18 protein-coding genes are annotated in these 24555 nt (G+C 69.2%); 13 read left to right on the forward strand and 5 right to left on the reverse strand.

What is annotated here, in order from left to right; all coding sequences use genetic code 11:
* Window positions 1-49 precede the first annotated feature (49 nt).
* Together ACCO44_RS05080 and ACCO44_RS05085 are read left to right on the forward strand one after the other, a co-directional pair.
* The gene (locus tag ACCO44_RS05080; protein WP_051662555.1) at window positions 50-808 is read left to right on the forward strand and encodes an SURF1 family protein; all 759 of its coding nucleotides are present in this window, start codon (window positions 50-52) and stop codon (window positions 806-808) included.
* Between the two features lie 237 nt (window positions 809-1045).
* Window positions 1046-5668, forward strand: a complete 4623-nt coding sequence (locus ACCO44_RS05085) for an ExeM/NucH family extracellular endonuclease (protein WP_372468716.1) — start codon at window positions 1046-1048, stop codon at window positions 5666-5668.
* A 92-nt stretch (window positions 5669-5760) separates the two neighbouring features.
* Here ACCO44_RS05085 and ACCO44_RS05090 read toward each other — a convergent pair whose 3' ends face one another.
* Window positions 5761-6384, reverse strand: a complete 624-nt coding sequence (locus ACCO44_RS05090) for a glyoxalase (RefSeq protein WP_372468718.1) — start codon at window positions 6382-6384, stop codon at window positions 5761-5763.
* A gap of 102 nt (window positions 6385-6486) precedes the next feature.
* Here ACCO44_RS05090 and ACCO44_RS05095 point away from each other — a divergent pair, with 102 nt between their 5' ends.
* The 5 genes from ACCO44_RS05095 to ACCO44_RS05115 all read left to right on the forward strand — a co-directional run bounded on the left by ACCO44_RS05095 (window position 6487) and on the right by ACCO44_RS05115 (window position 11859).
* Window positions 6487-6999 carry a DUF3817 domain-containing protein gene (locus ACCO44_RS05095; protein ID WP_372468720.1) on the forward strand — a complete coding sequence of 171 codons (513 nt, stop codon included), beginning with the start codon at window positions 6487-6489 and terminating at the stop codon, window positions 6997-6999.
* Window positions 6996-8582, forward strand: coding sequence for a glutamine-hydrolyzing GMP synthase (gene guaA, locus ACCO44_RS05100; RefSeq protein ID WP_105711600.1), 1587 nt, complete (start codon window positions 6996-6998; stop codon window positions 8580-8582). The genes ACCO44_RS05095 and guaA overlap by 4 nt, the downstream gene beginning before the upstream one ends.
* 8 nt (window positions 8583-8590) lie before the next feature.
* Window positions 8591-9976 carry a glycosyltransferase gene (locus tag ACCO44_RS05105; RefSeq protein ID WP_372468721.1) on the forward strand — a complete coding sequence of 462 codons (1386 nt, stop codon included), beginning with the start codon at window positions 8591-8593 and terminating at the stop codon, window positions 9974-9976.
* A 162-nt stretch (window positions 9977-10138) separates the two neighbouring features.
* Complete coding sequence (locus ACCO44_RS05110; RefSeq protein ID WP_372468722.1) at window positions 10139-10564, forward strand: YciI family protein; 426 nt, start codon at window positions 10139-10141, stop codon at window positions 10562-10564.
* Window positions 10564-11859: an RNA polymerase sigma factor gene (locus ACCO44_RS05115; protein WP_372468724.1), complete on the forward strand. Its 1296-nt coding sequence runs from the start codon at window positions 10564-10566 to the stop codon at window positions 11857-11859. Before ACCO44_RS05110 ends, ACCO44_RS05115 begins: the two co-directional genes overlap by 1 nt.
* A gap of 61 nt (window positions 11860-11920) precedes the next feature.
* Here ACCO44_RS05115 and ACCO44_RS05120 read toward each other — a convergent pair whose 3' ends face one another.
* Window positions 11921-12193, reverse strand: coding sequence for a GlsB/YeaQ/YmgE family stress response membrane protein (locus tag ACCO44_RS05120; RefSeq protein ID WP_017203627.1), 273 nt, complete (start codon window positions 12191-12193; stop codon window positions 11921-11923).
* Between the two features lie 160 nt (window positions 12194-12353).
* Window positions 12354-13280 (reverse strand): Bax inhibitor-1/YccA family protein, encoded by a 927-nt coding sequence (locus ACCO44_RS05125; RefSeq protein ID WP_372468726.1) that lies wholly within the window; start codon window positions 13278-13280, stop codon window positions 12354-12356.
* A gap of 89 nt (window positions 13281-13369) precedes the next feature.
* Between ACCO44_RS05125 and ACCO44_RS05130 the strand changes: the two genes are divergently transcribed.
* A complete protein-coding gene (locus ACCO44_RS05130; protein ID WP_372468727.1) occupies window positions 13370-14356 on the forward strand; it encodes a glycerophosphodiester phosphodiesterase family protein in 987 nt (328 codons plus the stop codon).
* Between the two features lie 27 nt (window positions 14357-14383).
* Here the strand turns inward: ACCO44_RS05130 and ACCO44_RS05135 are convergent, their stop codons facing one another.
* Together ACCO44_RS05135 and ACCO44_RS05140 are read right to left on the reverse strand one after the other, a co-directional pair.
* Window positions 14384-14845, reverse strand: coding sequence for a hemerythrin domain-containing protein (locus tag ACCO44_RS05135; protein WP_372468728.1), 462 nt, complete (start codon window positions 14843-14845; stop codon window positions 14384-14386).
* Between the two features lie 25 nt (window positions 14846-14870).
* The gene (locus ACCO44_RS05140) at window positions 14871-15269 is read right to left on the reverse strand and encodes a YccF domain-containing protein (RefSeq protein WP_029262278.1); all 399 of its coding nucleotides are present in this window, start codon (window positions 15267-15269) and stop codon (window positions 14871-14873) included.
* Window positions 15270-15358: 89 nt separating this feature from the next.
* Here ACCO44_RS05140 and ACCO44_RS05145 point away from each other — a divergent pair, with 89 nt between their 5' ends.
* The 5 genes from ACCO44_RS05145 (at window position 15359) to ACCO44_RS05165 (ending at window position 24502) form a co-directional block, all read left to right on the forward strand.
* On the forward strand, window positions 15359-16411 hold the full coding sequence (locus ACCO44_RS05145; protein WP_372468730.1) for an ABC transporter ATP-binding protein: 1053 nt from the start codon (window positions 15359-15361) through the stop codon (window positions 16409-16411).
* Window positions 16408-17427: an ABC transporter permease gene (locus ACCO44_RS05150; protein WP_105711594.1), complete on the forward strand. Its 1020-nt coding sequence runs from the start codon at window positions 16408-16410 to the stop codon at window positions 17425-17427. The genes ACCO44_RS05145 and ACCO44_RS05150 overlap by 4 nt, the downstream gene beginning before the upstream one ends.
* A 165-nt stretch (window positions 17428-17592) precedes the next feature.
* The gene (locus tag ACCO44_RS05155; RefSeq protein ID WP_372468732.1) at window positions 17593-20721 is read left to right on the forward strand and encodes a lamin tail domain-containing protein; all 3129 of its coding nucleotides are present in this window, start codon (window positions 17593-17595) and stop codon (window positions 20719-20721) included.
* Window positions 20722-20825: 104 nt separating this feature from the next.
* Complete coding sequence (locus tag ACCO44_RS05160) at window positions 20826-23300, forward strand: ATP-dependent helicase (RefSeq protein ID WP_105711592.1); 2475 nt, start codon at window positions 20826-20828, stop codon at window positions 23298-23300.
* 62 nt (window positions 23301-23362) lie between these two features.
* Complete coding sequence (locus ACCO44_RS05165; protein WP_105711591.1) at window positions 23363-24502, forward strand: SseB family protein; 1140 nt, start codon at window positions 23363-23365, stop codon at window positions 24500-24502.
* The last annotated feature ends 53 nt before the right edge of the window (window positions 24503-24555 follow it).

Raw genomic sequence — 24555 nt, forward strand, 5'->3', positions numbered from 1 at the left:
CACCACCGTGACGACTCCTGCTCTGTTCCCCCCGACCCTGCGTGAGGTTATGCTCCGGGGACGCTGGATCGGCATGCTGCTGCTCTGCCTCCTCGTCGCCGGCGTGTTCGCCTGGCTCGGGCAGTGGCAGCTCGAGCGTGCGATCGAGACGGATCCGCCCGACCCCGGCGCCACCGAGCAGGTGCAGCAGCTCACCGAGGTCCTCGAACCGGGCCAGTATCTTCCCGAGCCGCTCGTGGGGCAGCGTGTGGAGACCTCCGGTGTCTGGGTTCCCGAGGACTTCATCGTCGTGTCGAGCCGGTTCAACGACGACGTCCAGGGCTACTGGGTCACCGGGCAGCTGCGCGTCGACGAGCGCACCTCCATCGCGGTCGCGATCGGTTGGGCGCCGGACCGGGCCACCGCGGACGCTGCGGTGAAGGAGCTCGAGGCGGGTGCCGACGGCTCTCCTGTCGATATCACCGGGCGCATCATCTCGGACGAGGGCCCCCAGGTCCCGCCGCATTCCGATCCCGAGCAACTGGATCGGATGTCGCCCGCGGCCCTCCTCAGCCGTTGGCACGACATCGAGCAGCTCGACGTCTACCGCCCCTACCTGGCCTCGACGACGGCGACGGCCGGTCTGGTCGACATCTCGTCGCCGGCCCCCGAGGAGATGTCGCCGGTGAACTGGCTCAACGTCTTCTACGCGGTGGAGTGGGCGATCTTCGCGGGGTTCGCGTTCTACCTCTGGTATCGCCTCGCGAAGGATGCCTGGGAGCGCGAGGTCGAGGAGTTCGAAGACGCGGCCGCGGCGGAAACCGTCTGATCGATCCGCGCATCCGCGCGCGTCACGCTGCGCAATTGCGTGCCGCCGCCTCGCGATAGCGACCTTCGTCAGGGGTCGTCGAGGCCATCCGGTGAGCGCTCGATGACGAATCGGAAAACTCCGTTGAGGATGTCCGGACCGCTACGTATGCTCGCACCATGTGAGCATGCTGGGAGTTTCCCCTGTGTGCAGCGTCAGTCCTGAGAAGTGTCGAACCCGACCGAGGAGACAGCACCGATGATGTCCGCTCCAGACGACGAGAACCGCATGGGTTCCGTCTCGCACCGTAGAAGTCGGGGGCGCATCGGCGCTCTCGCCGTGACCTGCGTCGCCACGTTGAGCCTCGGCTCGCTGGCCGCTGTGCCCGCCACCGCCGACACCACCGGCACGGGGGTGGTGATCAACGAGGCGTATCTCTCCGGCGGCAGCGCGGGGGCGGCGTTCAAGAACAAGTTCGTCGAGCTCTACAACCCGACCTCGGCGCCGATCACCCTCGACGGCATGTCGCTGCAGTACCGCTCCGGCACCGGGACCGGCGCCGCCAACGGCGTCGCCACGCTCTCCGGCGTGATCCCGGCCGGCGGCCACTACCTCGTGCAGGGCAACAGCAACGGCGCGAACGGCGCCGAACTGCCCGCTCCGGACGCCACGAGCACACTGACCCCGAGCGGCACCACAGGAACGCTGGCGCTCGTCGAGGGCACGGCGGCGGTGACTCTCACTCCCGGTTCGGTCGTGGGCGTCGACGGCGTGGTCGACCTGCTCGGCTACGGCACCTCCAACACGTTCGAGACCAAGGCGGCTACCCCGCCCGCCGGCAACACCGACGTGAAGTCGCTGAACCGCACCGACGGCGTCGACACCGACGACAACAGCGCCGACTTCACACTCTCGGCCACGATCACCCCGCAGAACTCCGGCGACACCGACCCGGGCACCGACCCGGGCGGCGAGCCGACGAAGGCGACGATCGCCGAGGTGCAGGGCACCACCGATGTCTCTCCGCTGAGCGGCAAGACCGTGCAGGTCGAAGGCGTCGTCACGGCCGACTACCGCACCGGCGGCTACAAGGGCATCGTCATCCAGACGCAGGGCTCCGGCGGCGCGGCGGACGCGACTCCCGGTGCCTCCGACGGCGTGTTCGTCTTCCTGAACGCTCTGTCTCCGAGCCTCGAGATCGGAGACCTCGTCTCGGTCACCGGCTCCGTGAGCGAGTACTTCGGGCAGACACAGCTCAGCCCGGCCGCAGCAGCCGACATCGAGGTGCTGACCGCCGGCGTCGGCGTTCCTGCCGTCACGCCGCTGCCCGCCACGGTGCAGGGTGCCGACCGCGAGCAGTACGAGAACATGTACGTGGCTCCCGAGGGCAGCTACCGTCTCGCCTCCAGCCACCAGCTCTTCAACTTCGGCACGCTGTGGCTGAACGCCGGTGCAGACCTCGCGGTGAAGAGCACCGAGACCACGCGTCCCGGCGACGAGGCGGCGGCGATCGCCGCGGCCAACCGCGCCAACCGCATCCTGCTCGACGACGGCTGGTCCATCCAGGTGTCCAACAGCGGACACCCGGGCGAGCAGCCGTACTTCACGAAGGATGCCGTCGTCCGCAACGGCGACACGGTCGACTTCGGCGACAACGGCTATGTGCTGCAGTGGGGCTTCAACGACTGGCGTCTGCAGCCCGTCGTGCCGATCGACGACTCCTCGTCCGCAGACCTCAAGGTCGGCTTCGAGGCGACGAACCCGCGCACCGAGTCCGCGCCCGAGGTGGGCGGCGACGTGCAGGTCGCGTCGTTCAACGTCTACAACTACTTCACGACGCTGAAGAGTGAGAACTCGAACGCCCGCGGGGCCGCGAACGCGGCGCAGTTCGCGATCCAGAAGTCCAAGATCGTCGCGGCGATCAACGGACTCGACGCCGAGATCGTCTCCCTCATGGAGATCGAGAACTCGGTGAAGCTCGGCAAGCCCGTCGACACGGCGCTCAAGGATCTGGTCGCCGGCCTCAACGCCGACGCCGGCAGCGACGTGTGGGGCTACGTTCCCACGCCCGCCGCGCTGAACGACGCGGCGACGACCGACTTCATCACCAACGCGATCATCTACAAGAAAGACGCCGTCGAGACCGTGGGCGACAGCGCCACGGTCACCGACGAGACCGTGTGGGGCAACGCCCGCGAGCCGATCGCGCAGGCGTTCGACATCGACGGTCGCGTCGTGACCGTGGTGGCGAACCACCTGAAGTCGAAGTCACCGCCCGAGGGCGCAGGTGCCGAGCCGGCCGACGGACAGGGCTTCTTCAACGCCGACCGCGTGAAGCAGGCGAATGCGATCCTCGCCTTCACCGCTGAGCTCGAGGAGACGACCGGCAGCAGCAACATGCTGCTGATCGGCGACTTCAACGCCTACGGCAAGGAGGACCCGATCGACGTGTTCACGTCGAACGGGTGGAGCGACCTCGTCGCCGACAAGACCGATGGCCAGTACACGTACACGTTCGACGGCGAGCTCGGCTCGCTGGACCACGTGATCGCGTCGCCGTCGCTCGTGTCGTCGATCACGGGCGCGGGCGTGTGGGGCATCAACTCGCCGGAGTGGAGCGACCGCGGCTACGCGTACGGCGCCACCGAGGAGGGCACGCCCTACCGCTCCAGCGACCATGACCCGATCATCGTCGGCGTCTCCTCGGAGATCCCGCCGGTGAGCATCGACGTCGTCACGGTCAACGACTTCCACGGCCGGGTCGAGGCCGACGGTGCCGCCGCCGGTGCCGCCGTCCTCGCGGGAGCCGTGAAGCAGTTCCGCGACGCGAACCCGAACACGATCTTCGCCGGTGCCGGCGACCTGATCGGTGCGTCGACGTTCACCTCGTTCATCAACGACGACAACCCGACGATCGACGCGCTGAACGCGGCCGGTCTCGATGTCAGCGCTGCGGGCAACCACGAGTTCGACCAGGGCTGGGAAGATCTGCGCGACCGCGTGCAGGAGCGCGCGGACTGGGAGTACATCTCGTCGAACGTGTTCGTCACCGAGACCGGCGAGCCCGCGCTCGCACCGGCCTGGGTGAAGGAACTCGACGGCGTGAAGGTCGGCTTCGTCGGAGCGGTGACCGAAGACCTCGACTCGCTCGTCTCGCCCGAGGGCATCAAGGATCTCGAGGTCCGCAGCATCGTCGATTCCGTGAACGCGGTGGCCGACGATCTGCGCGACGGTGACGAGTCCAACGGTGAGGCGGATGTCGTCATCCTGCTCGTACACGAGGGCGCATCCAGCGTCGAGCTGTCGAGCATCACTCCGGATTCGCCCCTCGGCGAGATCGTCTACGGCGTCGACGACGACGTGGACGCGATCGTGTCGGCGCACACCCACCTCGCGTACAACCACGTGATCGACGGCCGCCCGGTCGTCTCCGCGGGGCAGTACGGCGAGAACCTGGGCCTGATGAACATCAAGGTCGACCCGAAGACGAAGGACCTGATCTCGATCACCAACGAGATCAAGCCCCTCACCGCTGCGGGCAAGCCGCTGTATCCGGCGGTGCCGGAGGTACAGACGATCGTCGACCAGGCCAAGGCCGAGGCCGACATCCTGGGCGCGATCAAGGTCGGCGACATCACCGCCGACTTCAACCGGGCGCGCCAGAGCGACGGCAAGACGGAGAACCGCGGTGGCGAGTCCACCATCGGCAACTTCGTCGCCGACGTGCAGCAGTGGTCCACGGGCGCCGACCTGGCGCTCATGAACCCCGGCGGCATCCGCGCGAACCTCACCTACGCCTCGTCCAACGCGAACGATCCCGCAGGCAACGTCACCTATCGCGAGGCGGCGACGGTACAGCCGTTCGCCAACACGCTGGTGACGCTGACGCTCACCGGTGCGCAGCTGAAGGGCGTGCTCGAGGAGCAGTGGCAGCCGGCGGGTTCTGCGCGTCCGTTCTTGAAGCTCGGAGTCTCGGAGGGGCTGGTCTACACCTACGACCCCGCCGCGGCACAGGGCTCGCGGATCACGTCGATCACGCTCAACGGCACGCCGGTCGACCCGGCGGCGAACTACACGGTCGCCGCCAACTCGTTCCTCGCCGCGGGTGGAGACAACTTCTTCACCTTCAAGGAGGGCGCGGGCAAGCGCGACACCGGCAAGATCGACCTGCAGTCGATGGTCGACTGGTTCGACGCGAACAAGACCGCGAGCCCCGACTACGCCCAGCGGGCAGTCGGTGTCGCTGTCAGCGCGGCGGATGCCGACGGCTACAGCGCCGGCGACCAGGTGACGGTGTCGCTCTCCTCGCTGGCCTTCAGCGCGGGTGAGCCGGCACCGGGCGAGGTGACGCTCTCGCTGGGCGACACGGTGCTCGCCACCGGAGCCGTCGACCCGGCCGTGGTCGACACCACCGATGAGGGCGGGCGCGCGAGCCTGACATTCACTGTTCCGTCGGGCGTCTTCGGCGAGCAGGTCCTGACCGTCGCGGTCGCCGGAACCGGAACGACGGTGCAGGTGCCGTTCACGATCGCCGGTGAGGAGGAGTTCGCCGGCACGATCACCCTGGGGTCTTCCAAGGTGGCAGCGGGCAAGAACCTCAAGGTCACCGGCGAAGGCTACGTGCCCGGTGAGACGGTGAACATCGAGCTGCGGCCGAAGAAGGGCAAGCCGGTCCAGGTCGGCACGGTCCAGGTGGGGGCGGACGGCACGTTCAGCACCCAGGTCACCGTGCCGAAGAGCGCGCCGTCGGGCAAGTACACCGTGGCGGCGTCTCAGGCCGACGGGGATGCGGCGACCGCCACGGTCACCGTCAACCGCGCCGGCGGCATCATCGGTGCGATCCTCGACTGGCTCTGGGAGCTGCTCACCCGGTGGTTCTGATCGGGGAAGAGTGTTTCTGATCCGCTAGTCGGATGACACAGGCGAAGGCCGTCGGGAGCGATCCCGGCGGCCTTCGTCGTCTTGTCTCCGTGTCAGGCTGTCACCGCGACCGGAGCCCAGACGAAGCCGTCTGGGTCGACGGCCGCGCCGAGCACGCCGTTGACCGTGATCCGATGCGAACCGGAGCCCTCTGCTGGAACGCCTGCGTCCTTGGCGAGCGAGGCATGTCGGTAGAGGCCGAGGCCGATCGGTCCCGACCCCGTGTCGAACTGCACGTAACTGCGCCCGAAGCTCTTGCCGACGGGGATGCCGCGGTCCGCATAGAACGTTTTCGAGGCGACCACGTCCGCGGCGCCGAGCAGCAGGATGATCTCGTCGACCGTGCGGCTCGGCGCGGCCGTGTCCTTCTTCGCCGAGGTGGCGACCTTCCAGATCGTGCCGTCCGGGGCCTGGATCGTGCCGCCGACGCCCCACAGGGACTTCGAGACGGGCTTGATCACGGTGGCCCCAGCGGCGACGGCCGCATCGATCAGGGCGTGCACGTTCGCCGGCTGGGAGACGACCAGCGAGAGGGTGAAACCGCGGAAGCCCGAGGTCTCGGCATCTGCGGTTCGGAAATGCAGACGATCGCCGAGGTCGAAGGCCCGCGCGTAGAAGGAGCGGGCGGCGTCCACATCGGGAACGTCGAGGGTGAGGGAATCGATCGTGGTGTTCATGCAGAAGACGCTACGGAGGCGCTGGACGACCTGCTTCTCGATTCCTGACCGATGCCTCGGAGGCCGGAATCGGCACGATTTCCCGGCGGCTAGACTGGACGCATGCCCGAACCGAAAGTCGCCAGCTTTCCGGCGATCCGCGGTGCGCTGAAGTTCTACCAGATCGCGTCGATCATCACAGGAGTCATGCTGCTCCTGCTGCTGACCGAGATGGTGCTGAAGTACACGCCGATCCACCTCGAGCTCTTCATGGGAGGCTCCGGAGGACCGCTCTGGTTCGCCGGCGTGCTCGCCGGCCCCGACTGCCAGTGGTGGTCGCTGTTCGCCCCGATGACCAACTCCTGCGAGATGACCTCGCTCGGCGACGGGTTCAACCTCTCGCTGTTCATCCTGGTGGCGCACGGCTGGTTCTACGTCGTCTACCTCTTCGCGTGCTTCCGCATGTGGAGCCTGATGCGCTGGCGCTTCCCGCGCTTCATCCTCCTCGCGCTCGGCGGTGTCATCCCGCTGCTGTCGTTCTTCATGGAGGCGGTCGTCGCCCGTGAGGTCAAGACCTATCTCGCCACCCGAGAGGCCGCCGAGGCCTCCACCCCCGCCCCGGAAGGTGTCCGTTGACCGAACAGTCCGAGACCCAGCAGCGTCCTGCGCTCGTCGTCGACTTCGGCGCGCAGTACGCGCAGCTGATCGCCCGTCGAGTCCGCGAAGCGGGTGTGTACAGCGAGATCGTGCCGCACACCGCCACGGCCGAGGAGATCGCCGCCAAGAACCCCGTCGCGATCATCCTCTCCGGCGGGCCCTCGTCCGTGTACGAAGAGGGCGCGCCGAAGCTCGACCCGGCGGTCTTCGACCTCGGCGTCCCGACGCTCGGCATCTGCTACGGCTTCCAGTACATGGCCCAGACGCTCGGCGGCGAGGTCGCGCACACCGGACTGCGCGAGTACGGCGCGACGGACGCCGCGATCTCCGGCGACGGCGGCACGCTGCTCGGCGGTCAGCCGGCGGAGCAGAACGTGTGGATGAGCCACGGTGACCAGGTCGCCACGGCGCCTGAGGGCTTCGACGTGCTCGCCACGACCGAGGCCACGAAGGTCGCGGCGTTCGCGAACGAGGAGCGCGGGTTCTACGGCGTGCAGTGGCACCCGGAGGTCAAGCACTCTGACCACGGCCAGCGCGTGATCGAGAACTTCCTGCACAAGGGTGCGGGGCTCGCCTCCGACTGGAACAGCGGCAACGTGATCGCCGAGCAGATCGAGCGCATCCGCGAGCAGGTCGGTGACGCCCGTGTCATCTCCGCTCTCTCCGGCGGCGTCGACTCCGCGGTCTCCACGGCACTCGTGCACAAGGCGATCGGCGACCAGCTGACCGCCGTCTTCGTCGACCATGGCCTCCTCCGCAAGGGAGAGCGCGAGCAGGTCGAGAACGACTACGTCGAGTCCACCGGTGTGCGTCTCATCACCGTCGACGCGGCAGAGACCTTCCTCGGTCACCTCGAGGGAGTGACCGACCCGGAGGAGAAGCGCAAGATCATCGGCCGCGAGTTCATCCGCGCGTTCGAGAAGGTGCAGCTCGACCTCGTCGCCGAGGCGAAGGCTTCGGGCGGCGCTCCGGTGAAGTTCCTCGTGCAGGGCACGCTCTACCCCGACGTCGTCGAGTCCGGCGGCGGTGCGGGCACCGCGAACATCAAGTCGCACCACAACGTGGGCGGCCTTCCCGACGACCTCGACTTCGAGCTGATCGAGCCGCTGCGCGCGCTGTTCAAGGACGAGGTGCGAGCGATCGGCCGCGAGCTCGGAATCCCCGAGGCGATCGTCGGACGTCAGCCGTTTCCGGGGCCCGGTCTCGGCATCCGGATCATCGGTGAGGTCACCGCTGACCGTCTCGAGATTCTGCGTGAGGCCGACGCCATCGCCCGTGAAGAGCTGACGAAGGCGGGTCTCGACCAGGAGATCTGGCAGTGCCCCGTCGTGCTGCTGGCCGACGTGCGCTCGGTGGGCGTGCAGGGCGACGGCCGCACCTACGGTCACCCGATCGTGCTGCGCCCCGTGTCGAGCGAAGACGCCATGACGGCGGACTGGACGCGTCTGCCGTACGACGTGCTGTCGAAGATCTCGAACCGCATCACGAACGGCGTCCGCGACGTCAACCGCGTCGTGCTCGACGTCACGTCGAAGCCGCCGGGGACGATCGAGTGGGAGTAGGGAGCACCATGCTCCCCCATACGGCGCCGGCTCTGCCCGACGCCGAGTACCTGGTGCTGTCCAGCCGGTTGATCCCGGGTCTGGACGGCGGGTACACGATCGCGACGCTCGCGCGCGCCCGGCAGCTGGCCGGTGCCGGCGTCGCCGAGGGGGCCGGCCCGCAGCTCCTGACGTTCGACCCGGGAACCGCGGCCGATCACGCTGCCCACCGCAGGACGTTCGCGGAACAGGGGGCGCTCACCGACCCGTCGCGGATGCGCAACCTCTTCGATGAAGCGGTCGCGTCCGACGGGGGAGCGGCCGGATGGCTGCGTGCGGCAGCGGATGCCGCCGTCACCGCCGACCCCGACGTCGAGTACCGTGTGCTGACCGATGCCGACGGGCGCCCGTTCGCGGCGCTCCCGGTCATCCCGGGCAACCCCGACTGGCACCTCACCGCGGAGCCGGTCCTGGTCTACGACGGCGCCGGCGAGGTCGCCGGCGCGCTGCACGGTTTCCGCGGTCTCTACCGCGCGTGGCTCGATCATGTGGCGGCCGCGTTCGGTGACCGTCGCATCGTCGTGATCTGTGAGTCTCGCCAGCTCGGAGAGCTCATCGCGGACTGGTCGGATCCGCGGGTGCGCATCGTCCACACCATTCACACCATGCACGTCGAGGCGCCCTATACGCCGGACGCGACCATGAACACGCTCTGGACCCGGTGGTTCCGCCTTGCTGACCGGTTCGACGCCGTGATCTGGCCCACCGCCACGCAGCGTGACGACGTCGTGGCCCGGTTCGGGGATTCGGCTCTGCACGCGGTCGTGCCCAATCCGATCGCTCCCGTCGAGGGTCGGGACGACCTGCGCGAAGACGGCCTCGTCGTGGTGCTGGGCCGCCTCGCACCGGGAAAGCGCATCGATCACGCGATCCGCGCCTTCCTTGCGGCCGACGTGCCCGGTGCCCGGATGGAGATCTGGGGCGGCGGCCCGGAGCAGGAGCGCCTGCACGCTCTGATCGAGGAGCTCGACGCCGGAGACCGCGTCGTGCTCGCCGGATACACGGACTCACCCGCGACGGTTCTCGACCGGGCGTCGATCCTGGTCACCTCCACGGCCTTCGAGGGGCAGCCCCTCGGCGTGGTCGAAGCGCTGCTGCACGGCACTCCCGTGATCTCGTACGACGTGCGCTACGGCATCCGCGACGTGCTGCAGCAGGGCGGCGGTGCCCTGGTGCCGAGCGGAGACGTCGACGCGCTGGGCGACGCGATCCGTTCCCTGTTGACCGAACCCGATCGGCTCGCGGCGCTGAGCGCCGAGGCCCCGACGGTCGCTGCGGCGTGGAGCCCGGAGCGCTCACTCGATGCCCTCACCGCCGTGATCGCTGCGGTCGCTTCCGCGCCACCGCGTCGCTGACACCCCCGCTCTCCTCGGCCCCGGAGTCGGGGTGACGATGCGCTCCTCGCGACCGCGAAAGAAATCTCGAAGATTTCCGTCGCCGATGTCGATCCGCGGCATTCCCGTTCGACGTCTGGAATGAGAGGGTCGAGAGACGGCCCTTCGAACAAGGAGAACATCATGAAGTTCATGCTCATCATGCGCGCAGACGACACCGCCGTCGAGGCATACAAGGAGATGCCCTTCGAGCAGGTCATCGAGGCCATGGGCAAGTACAACGAGTCGATGATGAAGGCCGGCGTGCTGGTCGCGGGCGAGGGCCTGACCGATGCCGCCAAGGGATTCGTCGTCGACTTCAGCGCGGAGAAGCCGCTCATCACCGACGGCCCCTACGGAGAGACCAAGGAGCTGTTCAACGGCTTCTGGATCCTCGAGGTCTCGTCGCGCGAGGAAGCTGCCGAATGGGCGAGCCGTGCACCCCTCGGTGCCGGATCGTTCCTCGAAGTGCGCCGGGTCACCGGCGTCGAGGACTTCCCGGCCGACAACGAGTGGATCGAGAAGGAAGCCGGCTGGCGCGAGGAGCAGGCCCAGCGCGCACAGCAGTGATGGACGGATCCGCGAACGACGAGGCCGAGCGCTCCGCCCCCGATGACGGGTCGGCGGAGCGCGCGGTCGCCGCGGTATGGCGCATCGAGTCCGCGCGCATCGTGGGGGCGCTCACCCGCATGGTCGGCGATTTCGGGCTCGCGGAGGACCTCGCCCAGGAGGCGCTGGTCGATGCGCTCCGGCAGTGGCCCGTCGAGGGGGTGCCGCGCAACGCCGGGGCCTGGCTCACGGCGGTGGCGAAGCGCAAGGCGATCGACGGATGGCGCCGGGCGGAGCGTCTGGATGCCCGGGTCGCCGCTCTCGCCCGCGACCTGGAGCGGGAGCAGGCCGAGTCTCCGGACGTGCTGTGGGACCCGGATGCCGTCGACGACGACGTGCTGCGCCTGATCTTCATCGCCTGCCACCCGGTGCTGTCGAAGGAGGCGCAGGTCGCCCTGACGCTGCGGGTGGTCGGTGGCCTGTCGAGCGAGGAGATCGCCCGTGCCTTCCTCGTACCGACGGCGACCGTGCAGCAGCGCATCGTGCGGGCGAAGAAGACGCTCGCGGCGGCGAACGTACCCTTCGAGGTGCCGCCCCGCGAGGAATATGCCGCGCGTCTGAGTGCCATCCTCGGCGTGCTGTACCTGATCTTCAACGAGGCGCATGCGGCGAGCAGCGGCCCGGAATGGATGCGGCCCGAGCTGAGCGACGAGGCCATTCGTCTCGGCAGGGTGCTCGCGGCGCTGATGCCGCGCGAGCCCGAGGTGCACGGCCTGCTGGCGCTGATGGAGCTGACGGCGGCCCGGTTCGCTGCGCGTGTGGACGGAAACGGCGACCCCGTGCTGCTCGCCGATCAAGACCGTGGGCGGTGGGATCGCGGGCGCATCACCCGTGGTCGAGCAGCACTCGCGACGGCCGACGCGCTCGGTCGCGGTCGGGGTGCCTACTGCCTGCAGGCCGCGATCGCCGAGTGTCATGCCGTGGCGGCATCCGTCGACGACACCGACTGGGACCGCATCGTGCTCCTCTACGAGGCGCTCGGCCGGATAGCACCCTCGCCGGTCGTGGAGCTCAACCGTGCCGCCGCTGTAGCGATGGCGACCGGCCCGGCATCCGCGTTGCGCATCATCGATCAGCTCTCGAGCTCGGGAGCGCTGCGCGGGTACCACCTGCTGCCCGCGACCCGGGGGGAGTTGCTGCGGCGGCTCGGGCGCGAAGAGGAGGCACGGAGCGAGTTCGCGGTCGCCGCCGGCCTCGCGGGCAACGATCGCGAACGGTCGCTGCTCGAGCGGAAAGCCGCCGGCGCAGAGAAATGACCCGCCCCCTTCGGGAAGCGCGAGGCTGCCGAAGGGGACGGGCGTCGAGGATGCGGGAGCGTCAGTCGTTGACCTTCTGACCGCGACCCGCGATCAAGCCGTAGATCAGCAGGACGATGATCGAACCGGCGATGGCGAGGAGCCAGGTGCCGAGATCCCAGAACTCGGTCAGCGGGCGGTTGAGGATCAGGCTGCCGAGCCAGCCGCCGAGCAGGGCGCCGACGACACCGAGAAGGAGGGTGATGAACCACCCGCCACCCTGCTTGCCGGGCAGGATCAGCTTGGCGATGGCCCCGGCGATGAGGCCGAGGAGAAGAAAGCCGAGAAAACTCATGGTCAGCTCCTATGTGTCGGGAGCCCCGGGGGGCCAGGGCTCGTAACACCCACACTGCCGGTCTTCGCGACCGCACGACAACCCCTTGCGCGCACCTCCCCGGATGTGCCAAAAGGCCCGCCTCCGCAAGGGAGACGGGCCTTTCGTACTGCGGTTCGCGTCAGTTGTTGCCGCGGACGATCGCGATGATGCGCAGGATCTCGACGTAGAGCCAGACGACCGTGACCATGATGCCGAAGGCACCGAGCCAGCCGTACTGGCGGGGAGCGCCGTTGCGGACGCCCTGCTGGATCTGGTCGAAGTCGAGCACCAGCGAGTACGCGGCCATGATCACGACGAGGACGCCGATGATGACGCCGAGCGGGATGCCCATGATGGTGGCGCTGAGCATGCCGAACGCCTGATCCTGCGGCAGGACGCCGGTCCACATGAGGACGAGGTTCAGCAGCGAGAAGACCAGGTAGCCGATCATCGCGATCATGAAGATCTTGGTCGCCTTCTTCGACGCGCGGATCTTGCCGCTTGCGAAGAGGGCCAGGGTCACGCCGACGACCGAGACGGTCGCGAGGGTGGCCTGGAACACGATGCCGGGGTAGATGACCTCGAAGAACGCCGAGATGCCACCGATGAAGAGGCCCTCGAGCGCGGCGTAGGCGAAGATCAGCGCGGGTCGCACCTTCTTGCGCGAGGTGAAGGTGATGACCATCGCGAGCACGAAGCCGCCGAGCGCACCGATGATCCACGGCATCATGTTGACGGGCGCCGGGTTCTGGGGGTTGTACGGCGGAGCGTCGATCCCACCGAGCGTCCACACCCAGCCGACGGCTGCGGTGACGAGCAGGATGGCGAACAGGCCGGCGGTCTTCCAGACGGTGTCCTCGACGGACATCCGGTCGGTCTCGATCGCACCGGCAGGCGGTGCGGCGTACATGCCCTCGAGCTGCGCGTTGGCCGCGACATCCATCGCCCCGTGCTGGAGCGAGGCGTTCTGCGCGCCCTGAGCAGCCTGAGGTCCGCCCGGGTAGGTCGCGACGTTGCGCGGGTCCTGCTGCTGGAAAGCAGGGTTGTTGAAAGCGAAGTTGCTCATTGGTGGGCCTCACTCCAAAGGGGGTTGTAGGTCTCTTGCCTCCACGATACTCGGGTGGTGCCGCTCCAGGCGTGTTCTACGCTGAGAGCGTGCCCAGGAAATCACCCCTCGTCATCGGGCACCGCGGTGCGCCCGGCTACCGACCGGAGCACAGCCGCTCCTCCTACGAGCTCGCGCTCGCCATGGGCGTGGATGCCGTGGAACCCGACGTCGTGGCCACCAAGGACGGCGTCCTCGTCGTGCGGCATGAGAACGAGATCTCGGGCACGACCGACGTCGCCCTGCATCCGGAGTTCGCCGACCGAAAGACGACCAAGCGCGTCGACGGACAGGCGCTGACCGGTTGGTTCACCGAGGACTTCACCTGGGCGGAGCTGTCGACTCTGCGCGGACGCGAGCGCCTGCCCGAGGTGCGGGTGTCGAGCGCGAGCTTCGACGACTCGCAGGCCATCCTCCGCCTGCGGGACGTGCTCGACATCGTGCGCGACGGCTCGGTCGAGCACGGCCGAGAGATCGGTGTGGTGCTCGAGGTCAAGCACGCCACGTACTTCGCGAGCATCGGCCTCGATCTGGCTCCGTTGATCGAGCGTGAGCTGCGGGATGCGGGGTGGGCCGACGGAGAGCTGCCGCTGGTGATCGAGTGCTTCGAGTCGACGGTGCTCGGGCAGCTGCGGGAGCGCGGCGTCGCGGCGTCGTACATCTACCTGATCGAGGCGACCGGTCGCCCGTACGACCGGCTGGTGGCCGAAGGCAAGCAGGCGCTCACGTACAAGGCGACCGTCACCCCGCAGGGGCTCGACGGCCTCGTCGGACGTGTCGACGGCATCAGCGTCAACAAGAAGATGCTGCTCGACCGCGGCAACACGATCGTCGCCGATGCGCATGCGCGCGGCCTCGCGGTCTTCACGTGGACGTGCCGGCCGGAGAACGCGTTCCTGTCGCCGGAGTTCCGCGGCTCGGGAGGGCGCTCGGCGTTCGGGGACTACGAGTCGGAGTGGGGCGTCATCGCGCGCCAGGGTATCGACGGCGTGTTCGTGGACCATCCCGATCTGGGCGTCGCGTTCTTCCGCAGCTGAGCGGAGGCGTCTCCGGCCGACCGTTCGTCAGAGCGGACCGAGGACGGTCTTCACGTCGCCGTCGAGCGCTAGTGCGCGCAGCGGTTCGAGGATCTCGCGCTCCTCGAACCGGAAGTGCGACTCCATGATCGCGGCGATGCCGTCGAGGTGCCCGGCGATGGTGGGCGCATCATCTCCCCGCTCCGCCGCGGTGCGCAGCGAGCCGAGCAGGTGGGCGAGCATCGAGTGGTCCTGCATGAGCTTGTCGATCACGCCACCGAGTTCGGGATGCTCCGTGCGCAGCGCGGGGAAGAGCATGCGGTCCTCGGCGCCGTGGTGGCCGTCGAGAGCCGTGCAGAAGCCGATGCAGAAGAGCACGAGCTCGGACGTGGCATCGGGCGCCGAGCCGCCCTGATCGAGGGCCTCACGGGTGGCGGCGAGCGCCGCGCGCAGGCGCGAGTGCGCCGAGCGGAGCTCGTGATCCCAGGCGATCAGGCGGGCGGCATCCATCGCCCCAGTGTAGGCGGGGGCCGGGTCAGAGAGTGCGGTCGAACGCGCCGCGACGGGTGGAGACGATCTCCTTGCCGAGCGGCATGAGCGAGATCGGGACCATCTTGAAGTCGGCGATTCCCATCGGGATGCCGATGATCGTGACGCACAGCAGGATGCCGGAGACGATGTGGCCGATCGCGAGCCACCAGCCGGCGAGGATCACCCACAGGACGTTGCCGAGGAACGAGCCGACGCCGGCCGTCGGCTTGCTGATGACCTCGCGCCCGAACGGCCAGATCGCGTACGCGGCGATACGGAACGAGGCGATCGCCCACGGGATCGTGATGATCGGGATGCACAGCAGGATGCCGGCCAGGACGTACCCGAGGAACAGGGCCCATCCGGCCAGGATGACCCAGATGATGTTGAGGATCGTGCGCATGGGGAGATTGTGTCACCCCCGAGGCTCGGTGTCTGAGCATCCGCCCCGAGGTCCCGGGCGCGCGGCGGTCCGGATGCCAGACTGACCGCATGACCGGAATCGTGGTGCAAGACGTCAGTAGAGCGTTCGGAACGGTGCAGGCGGTGCGAGGGGCCACCCTGCGAGCCGAGCCGGGCCGCGTGACCGGGCTGGTCGGGCCGAACGGAGCGGGCAAGACGACGCTGCTCCTCATGCTCGCCTCACTCCTCGCCCCGGACAGCGGGACGATCAGCATCGGCGGCGTCGACCCGTCGGTCGACCCGCTCGCGGCTCGGCGTCTGCTGGGCTGGATGCCGGACGCACTCGGCGCCTGGCCGTCGCTCACGGCGCGGGAGACCATCGTCACCACCGCCCGCCTGTACGGCATCGAGAAGCCGGACGCCGCCGCGCGGGCGCAGCAGCTGCTCACACTCGTCGGGCTTGGGGAGCTCGCGGACTCGCCCGCGAAGGTGCTGTCGCGGGGACAGAAGCAGAAGCTCGGCCTCGCCCGCGCCCTCGTGCACGACCCCCAGGTGCTGCTTCTCGACGAGCCGGCATCCGGACTCGACCCCGAGGCGCGTGTCCAACTGCGCGAGCTGCTGCGTCGCCTGGCCGCCGAGGGGCGCACGGTGCTGATCTCGAGCCACATCCTCTCGGAGTTGGAGGAGGTGGTCGACGATTCGGTCTTCCTCGTGGCCGGTGCCGTGGTGGACGCGGCTCCCCTGCAGACCTCTGTGCGCGCGTGGCGCGTGCGCCTGGCCGGCGCGACGCCGGAACGTCTGAACGCCGACACCTGGCAGGTGGCATCGAACCTCGGCCTGTCCCCGGACTCCCTCGCCACGGATCGCGGAGCGGTACTCGTCGGATTCGCCGGTGAAGACGCTGCGGCGCAGTCGCTGCGCCGGCTCGTCGAGGCGGGCCTGCCGGTAGCGGAGTTCGCCCCGGCGCAGAGCGATCTGGAGCACACGTTCCTCAACCTGTCGCATGCGCCGCTGCCGCAGGCCGCCGCCTCCGGAGCGCAGCATCCGGCGGCGCCTGCGCCCGCTTCCCCCGCCGCACCACCCGCCGCGCCTCCGGCGCCACCCGCCCCCGCAGCACCGACCGGAACGGAGACGGGAGCATGAGCCTCGCGAACATCGGGATCATCGCCCGACTCGAACTGACCCAGCGGCTGCGGAGCGTCGGCTGGTACGTCCTCCTGGGTGTCTTCGCCCTCATCCTGCTCGGGGTCACCGGACTCGCGTTCGCCGTGTACTCCTGGGGCGACTTCGTCGGTGCCGGCGTCTACTCCATCGTCGTCAACATCGTGCTGCTGCTGGTCGTGCTGGTCTCGCCGACCCTCAGCGGCAACGCGATCAACGGCGACCGTGATGCGGCGACCCTCGCCGCGGTCCAGGTGACCGCGGCGTCGACCGGTGACATCATGCTCGGCAAGCTCCTCGCCGCCATCGCGACCGGCGGCGCCTTCCTGCTCGTCGCCGTGCCGTTCCTCGCCCTGTCGCTCCTGGGCGGGGGAGCGGATGCGCTCGTGCTGCTGGTCTCGCTGCTCGTGCTCGCGGTCGAGATCATCGTGGTCGCGGCCATCGGCGTCGGCCTGAGCGGACTCATCGCCCGCCCGCTGTTCTCGGTCGCGGCGACGTATCTCGTGGTCGCCGGCCTCGTGTTCGGCACGCTCATCGCCTTCGGGCTGGGCGGCATGGCCGTGCGCAGCGAGGCGACGACATACTCGCGCCCGTACGACGCGAACGGCGCCCCCATCTGCGACGAGTGGGAGGTCGGCACCACCTACGAGGTGCCGCGATTCGACTACGTCTGGTGGGCGCTGTCGGCCAACCCGTTCGTCGTGCTCGCCGATGCGACCCCCACGGAGTTCTCGCCCGAGGGCTACCCGGTCGACCTGTTCGGCCAGATCAAGCTCGGCGTGCGCAGCGCGCAGCAGTCGCCGCTCGAACAGCGCTGGGACGAGTGCGACCCGAACGGCGGCTACCGCACGCCGGAGGAGATCATGGACTCGTCGGTGCCCAGCTGGTTCGTGGGACTCGGGGTGCAGATCGTCATCGCCGGATCGCTGTTCGCCGGGGCATGGGCACGTACGCGGACGCCCGCGAAGCGTCTGCCGCCGGGCACCCGCATCGCCTGAGGATGTGAGAACGGAAGGGGAACGGGAAGTCGCCACCTCCCGTTCACCTTCCGTGCACCGGAGGGATTCCTCGCGGCCACGCGGGATCGGTGGTCTGGGCTGGTACCCGACTGAGTCCGGTCGGGCCCCGCCTGGGGCCTGCCGGCCGACCCCCAGGAGTCCTCCATGCCCCGCCTGCAATCCGCAGCCGCGGTCGCGGCGGTGTGCGCACTGAGCGCCGCCGCCCTGCTCGCCACTCCCGCCGCCGCCATCGGCGCCTCTCCCGGCATCCGCCCGGCGGAGAAGGTCTCGGCCGCGCCGAGCCTCGTGCTCAACGAGATCGTCTACGACGACGCGGCGACCGGCCTCGCCGACCAGATCGAGATCTACAACGCGGGCACCGAGACGGTCGATCTCGCCGGCTGGAAGGTCGCCGACGAGAAGCGCGACAGCTTCGGGGAGGCTCCGGAGCGCACGTCGCTCGCTCCCGGCGAGTTCCTCGTCCTCGTGAAGGACATCGACTTCCCGTTCGGACTCGGCAAGGGCGACGAGGTCGTGCTCTTCGACCCGAGCGGCGCCGAGGCCGACTCCTATGCCTACGAGAACACCGCGCCGCTGTCGGTGTGGGCCCGGTGCGCCGACGGCACGGGCGAGTGGGCACATGCCACGACAGCGACCCCCGGCGCAGCGAACGACTGCACGGTCGCTCCCGTCGCCGGCTCCATCGTGATCAACGAGGTCGACTCGCAGCCCGCCGACTGGGTCGAGTTCTACAACCCCGGAACCGAGGCGCTCGACATCTCGGGCTACGAGATCCGCGACAACTCCGACGATCACCGCTGGCAGTTCCTGGCCGGCACGCAGATCGGAGCGGGCGAGTTCCTCGTCGTCGATGAGGGCACGATCGGTCTCGTCGGAGGAGCCGAGGCCGCGTTCCGCGACCCCATCGGCATCGGCAGCGCCGACCGCATCCGCCTGTTCGACGCAGCAGCAGCGCAGATCGACGACACCCTCCCGTGGGAGGGGCACGCGGCGATCGACGGAGACTTCTCCGCCGCCACGCTCGCACGCTGCCCGGACGGTGTCGGCGCGTTCGTACTCGCTCATTCGACGCCCGGAGCCGCCAACTCGTGCGTCATGCCCGACGTCGTGATCAACGAGATCGAGTCGAACGGCGACACCACCGACTGGGTCGAGGTCGCGAACACCGGCAGCACGGCCGTCGATCTGTCGGGCTGGAGCGTCATGGACAGCGACCCCAGCGGTCATGCGGGTGAGACCACACCGCTGCCGGTCGGCACGACGTTGCAGCCGGGCGCGTACTTCGTCTTCGACCAGCCGGCGAACTTCGTCTTCGGTCTCGGCAACGGCGACACCGTGACGGTCCGCGATGCGAACGGCAACACCGTCGACGAGCATGTGTACACCGCCCACGCTGCGGGCGTGCTGGCGCGCTGCGCCGACGGCTCCGGTGACTTCGTCGATGTCGCGGTCTCGACCAAGGGGCTGCGCAACGCCTGCGGCAATCCGGTGCGCCTCAACGAGGTCGAGTCCGACGGCGGCTCGCCCGACGACTGGGTGGAGCTCGTGAACCCGACCGACGCGGCGCTCGACGTCTCGGGCATCGTGGTGAAGGACGACGACGACACCCACGCCTATTCGATCCCGGACGGAACCCGCATCGGCGCGGGGGAGTACCTCGTCATCGAGCGCGAGCAGCTCGGCTTCGGCCTGGGCGGCGGCGACGCGGTGCGACTGTTCGACGGCGAGCTGCTCGTCGACGAGACCAGCTGGGGCGAGGGACACGCAGCCATCACCTGGGGGCGCTGCCCCGACACGACGGGTGCCTTCGCCGCGACGACCGCGTCCTCGAAGGGCGCCGCGAACGTCTGCGCCGGCGAGGTCACCGTCTCGCCGTGGCCCGGATCGGCCGAGGTCCGCGTGCTCGACAGCATCCCGACGTTCCTCGAGGACAGCTCGGGGCTCGACGTGCAGGAGACCGCCGACGGCGCGTTCCTCTGGGCGGTCGACAACGGCGAGGGGCGCATCTGGAAGCTCGAGGCGCACGCCGACGGCTCGGTCGAGAAGGTCGACGGCTGGGATGCGGGCAAGCGGGTCCGCTTCCAGAAGGACGCCGCGGATGCGGGTGCCGCAGGTCCGGACACCGAGGGCATCACGGTCGACGGAGACGGCTTCGTGTACGTGGCCTCGGAGCGCGACAACGGTGCCAAGGGGGTGAACCAGAACAAGGTGCTGAAGGTCGACCCGGAGGCGTCGGACGGGGACCTCGTCGCCCAGCAGGAATGGGACCTCACCGCGCTGCTGCCCTCCGTCGGGGCGAACCTCGGCATGGAGGCCGTGCAGTGGGTGCCGGATGCCGCGCTCGCCGGAAAGCTCTTCGATGACAACACCGACGCGGCGTACAAGCCCGCGGACTATGCCGGCCACGGCGGCGGACTGTTCCTGGTGGCGGTCGAGGACAACGGCCACGTGTACGCCTTCGCCCTCCGCGGTGACGGGACCGCGACGCTGGTCTCGGAGGTCGCTCCCGGGCTCGCCGGCGTGATGGCTCTCGACTACGACAGCGTGCGCGGCACGCTGTGGGCCGTCTGCGACGACGGCTGCCAAGGCCGTTCGGCCGAGATCACCCTCAACGGCACCGCCCAGCCGGGCATTGTCCAGTACGCGCGTCCTGCCGGCATGCCCGACATCAACAACGAGGGCTTCGCGACCGCGCCGGCCTCGCTCTCGGTCGACGGTCAGCGTCCGGTGTGGTGGTTCGCCGACGGCTTCGCCTCCGAGTCGCTGCGCACCGGAACGCTTCCGGGCGTCGACGGTGAGAATCCCGGTGGCGAGAACCCGGGTGGGGAGACCCCTGGTGGCGAGAACCCCGGTGGCGAGAATCCGCCGCTGCCCGGCACGGACCTGGTCGACGGCAACCGCAACGGCGTGACGGTCGATCCCGCGGTCGCCACCCGCGGTCAGAAGGTCACGGTCACCGTCGGCGCGGACGCGGCGGGAGAGGACATCGCGGTGTGGATGTACTCCGACCCGGTGCAGCTCGCGACAGGCGCGCTGTCCGCGGCAGGGGCGATCACCGTGACGGTACCGACCGATGCCGCGCTGGGTGCGCATCGGATCGCGGTGTACGACGCCGATGGAGTGTTGCTCGGCTGGGCGGACATCCGTGTCGCCGACGGAGCGGGTGGTCTGGCCGCGACCGGTGCCGAGTTCCCCGTCGCCGCGATCGCGCTGGCACTGATGCTCCTGGTCGCGGGAGGGGTGGCGGTCCGACGCCGCACGCGCACCGTCTGAGATCGATCGGGTGCGCGGGTCGTCCCGCGCACCCCATCGCAGCCGCCTCGGCTGGGGCATCCTCGTGCCGCAGTGTCGGTGCCGACGCCTAGACTCATAAGGCCATGACCGAAGCTCCTCTCATCGTCCCCGGATCCGTCGGCCCCCGCTCCTCCGGGGCCCCGGGGCAGGACGATCTCCTCGCCGGCCTGAACCCGCAACAGCTCGAGGCCGTCACCTATCGCGGGCCCGCACTCCTCATCGTCGCGGGCGCCGGATCGGGCAAGACGAGCGTGCTCACCCGCCGCATCGCCTCGCTGCTCCGCGGGCGCGAAGCCTGGCCGAGCCAGATCCTCGCGATCACCTTCACCAACAAGGCCGCCGGCGAGATGCGGGAGCGCGTCGAAGGACTGATCGGCGACGCCGCGCGCGGCATGTGGATCTCGACGTTCCACTCCGCCTGCGTCCGCATCCTGCGCCGCGAGGCCCAGCAGTTCGGCTACACGAAGTCGTTCACGATCTACGATTCCGGCGACTCGCGCGCGCTGCTGAAGCGCCTGGTCAAGGAGCACGAGGCCGACGCCTACGGGCTCACCCCGGCATCCGTGCAGTCGCGCATCTCCAAGCTGAAGAACGAGCTGTCCGACGCCGAGTCTTACGCCCGGCAGGCCAACATGAGCGACCCGGCCGAGCGGGTCTTCGTCGAGGTCTTCGCCGATTACCAGCGGCAGTTGCAGAAAGCCAACGCCTTCGACTTCGACGACCTCATCGGTCAGACCGTCTACCTGTTCCGGGCGTTCCCGCAGGTCGCCGACACGTACCGTCGCCGGTTCCGGCACATCCTCGTCGACGAGTACCAGGACACGAATCACGCGCAGTACTCGCTGATCCACGAGCTCACCCGCCCCGTCTCCGGTGCTGCGGGCTCTGCCCCCGACCCGTATGCCTCCAACGGCATGATGATCTTCGAGCCCGATCCCGCGCCCACGGCGGATGCCGGCGAACCGGGCGCCTCGCTCACCGTGGTCGGCGACTCCGACCAGTCGATCTACGCCTTCCGCGGTGCCGACATCCGCAACATCAGCGAGTTCGAACGCGACTTCCCGGGCGCCCGCGTGGTGCTGCTCGAGCAGAACTACCGGTCGACGCAGAACATCCTCTCCGCCGCGAACGCGGTGATCGGCAACAACTTCGACCGCAAGGACAAGAAGCTCTGGAGCGACAAGGGCGACGGCGACGCCATCATCGGCTTCACCGGCTACTCGCAGCACGACGAGGCGCAGTTCGTCGCCGACGAGGTCGAGGCGCTGCACCGTGCGGGCATGCCGTACTCCGAGATGGCCGTGTTCTACCGCACGAACTCGCAGTCCCGTGCGCTGGAAGAGATCTTCATCCGCTCCGCGGTGCCCTACAAGATCATGGGCGGCACCAAGTTCTACGACCGCGCCGAGATCAAGGACGCACTCGCCTACCTGGTCGCGGTCGCGAACCCGGCCGATGAGATGTCGGTGCGACGCATCCTGAACAAGCCGCGGCGCGGCATCGGAGATGTGACCGAGACGGCCATCGCCCGGTTCGCCGAAGACCACGGCATCAGCTTCCGCGACGCGCTGTCGATGCCGGGTCAGCTCGGGGTCGGACCGAAGATCCAGGCGGCGATCGGGCAGCTCGACGCCGTGCTCGCCGAAGCCGCCGCGATCCTGACTCCCGCCACCGGCGAGGTGCCGCCCCCCACGAGCGTGGCTGATGGTCTGGGCGTGCTGCTCGGCAAGAGCGGCTACCTCGACGCGCTGCGCGCCAGCCGCGACCCGCAGGACGAGGCCCGTGTCGAGAACCTCGACGAGTTCGTGGCCGTCGCCCGCGACTTCGCCCGCAACAACCCCGAGGGCACGATCGTCGACTTCCTCACCGAGGTCGCGCTGGTGTCCGATGCCGACGACCTCGACGACGAGTCCGGGTCGGTCTCTCTCATGACCATGCACACGGCGAAGGGCCTCGAATACGACGCCGTCTTCGTCACGGGTGTCGAGGAAGATCTGATCCCGCACCGCATCTCGGCGGGAGAGCCCGGTGGGCCGCAGGAGGAGCGACGCCTCTTCTACGTCGGCATCACACGGGCGCGCAAGCGGCTGCACCTGTCGCTCGCCATGACGAGAGCGCAGTTCGGCGAGGTCACCGTGGCGATGCCCAGCCGCTTCCTGCAGGAGATCCCGGCGAACCTCATCGACTGGCGGCAGTCGCCGGGAGATGTGAACTCCCGCGGGGGCATGCAGTCGCGGGCGCTCAACGCCCGTCGCCAGGGCGGGTTCGGCGGTTCCGGCTCCAGCGACCGGTTCGCCGTCAAGGCGCTGCCCGGTCGCGACTCCCTGAAGCCGCTGTCGACCGCGATGGACAAGTTCCCCAACCGGGTCACGGCCAAGATGCGCGACAACGGCGACCTCGAGCTCACGGCGGGCGACCGCATCCGTCACGTCGACTTCGGCGAAGGGCGGGTGGATGCCGTGACCGGCGAGGGTGCGAAGCGCATCGCCCACGTGCGGTTCGACTCGGCGGGGCAGAAGAAGCTCCTCATCAAGGTCGCGCCGATCGAGAAGATCTAGCCCGCGCCGCGCGCCGGTCACCGGCGGAGCGCGCGGGGGAATGCCGGTTAGGCTGGCTGATTATGGCCCTCTTCTCCCGCCGCAAGAAGTCCGCAGACGATGCTGTCACCCCCGCGCCCGACGCGGAGGAGACCGCGACCGGGTCGGATGCCGTGAACGCCGATCATGCCGTGACCGAGGTCGAGCAGCCCGTCGAGGCGCCGTCGATCGGCATCTCGGTGCAGGCGTTCCGCGGCGTCGGTGCCCAGGCCGGGCCCGAGGTCGCGCTGCCGACCTCCGATGCGCAGCCCGAGGCAGCAGCCGCGGACCCGCGTCCGGTGCAGCCCGCTCCGCCTGCGCAGCCCGCAGCTCCCGAGGAACGGCGTCTTCCGCTCGCCTCGCCCCTGCCGCCCGAGCAGACCGAGACCGTCGCCGGGATGAAGGACAACGTGCTGCTCCGCGAGGCTCTCACCGAGATCGAGGCGGGCGCGAGCAACGACCAGCTCCTCGGTGTGATGCGTCAGGCGCTCCAGGGCCACCTCTACATCCGCGTGAACGGCGACGCGCGTGCGCAGATCAGCGAAGGAAAGCCGCTGTCGGTCGCTGTCGTGCGCGACAACGACGACCGGCAGTTCATGCTGGCCTTCAGCTCGGCCCGTGCCGTGCGCGATTCGGTACAGCTCGAGGCCGACCCCGCCGCGACCTCTGCCGTCGCGCAGCCGGTGACCTCGGTGCTCCAGCAGGTCGTGTCCGGTGACTTCGCCGGCCTCATCGTCGACAACGCCTCCGCCCCGCATCGCGTGGTGTTCCCCACCGATCTGCTGCAGAAGACGCTCGAACAGGCCGACGTCGACATGACCGTCAAGACGATCCTCGCCGCTCCGCGCGAGCAGGACTCGACGCTCAAGGTCGGCGAAGCGCTCGCGGTGAAGCGCATGTGGGTCGCCGTGAACGAGGGTGACGGCAGCGGCCAGGCCGGTATCGCCGAGGCGCAGACCACCGACGGGCGCCGCTTCCTGCAGCTGTTCTCCCACCCCCTCGAGGTGATCGCGCTGGGCCGCGGCGACCGTCCGCTCCCGTTCGAGCCGGAGCAGCTGGCGAAGGTCCTGTCGAGCCATTCCGACATGGCGGGCGTGATCGTCGACTCCGCGGGTCCGTCGATCGTCGTCGAGCGGGATGCGCTCACCCCGGTTCTCGCGCTGGCTGTCGCCCTCGGCGACTGAGCGGTACCTGAGCCGGTGGCCCCCGCGGTGCGGGGTTCCGTCGGTCGGAGCAT

Source organism: Microbacterium maritypicum (assembly GCF_041529975.1).
Taxonomy (GTDB): Bacteria; Actinomycetota; Actinomycetes; order Actinomycetales; family Microbacteriaceae; genus Microbacterium.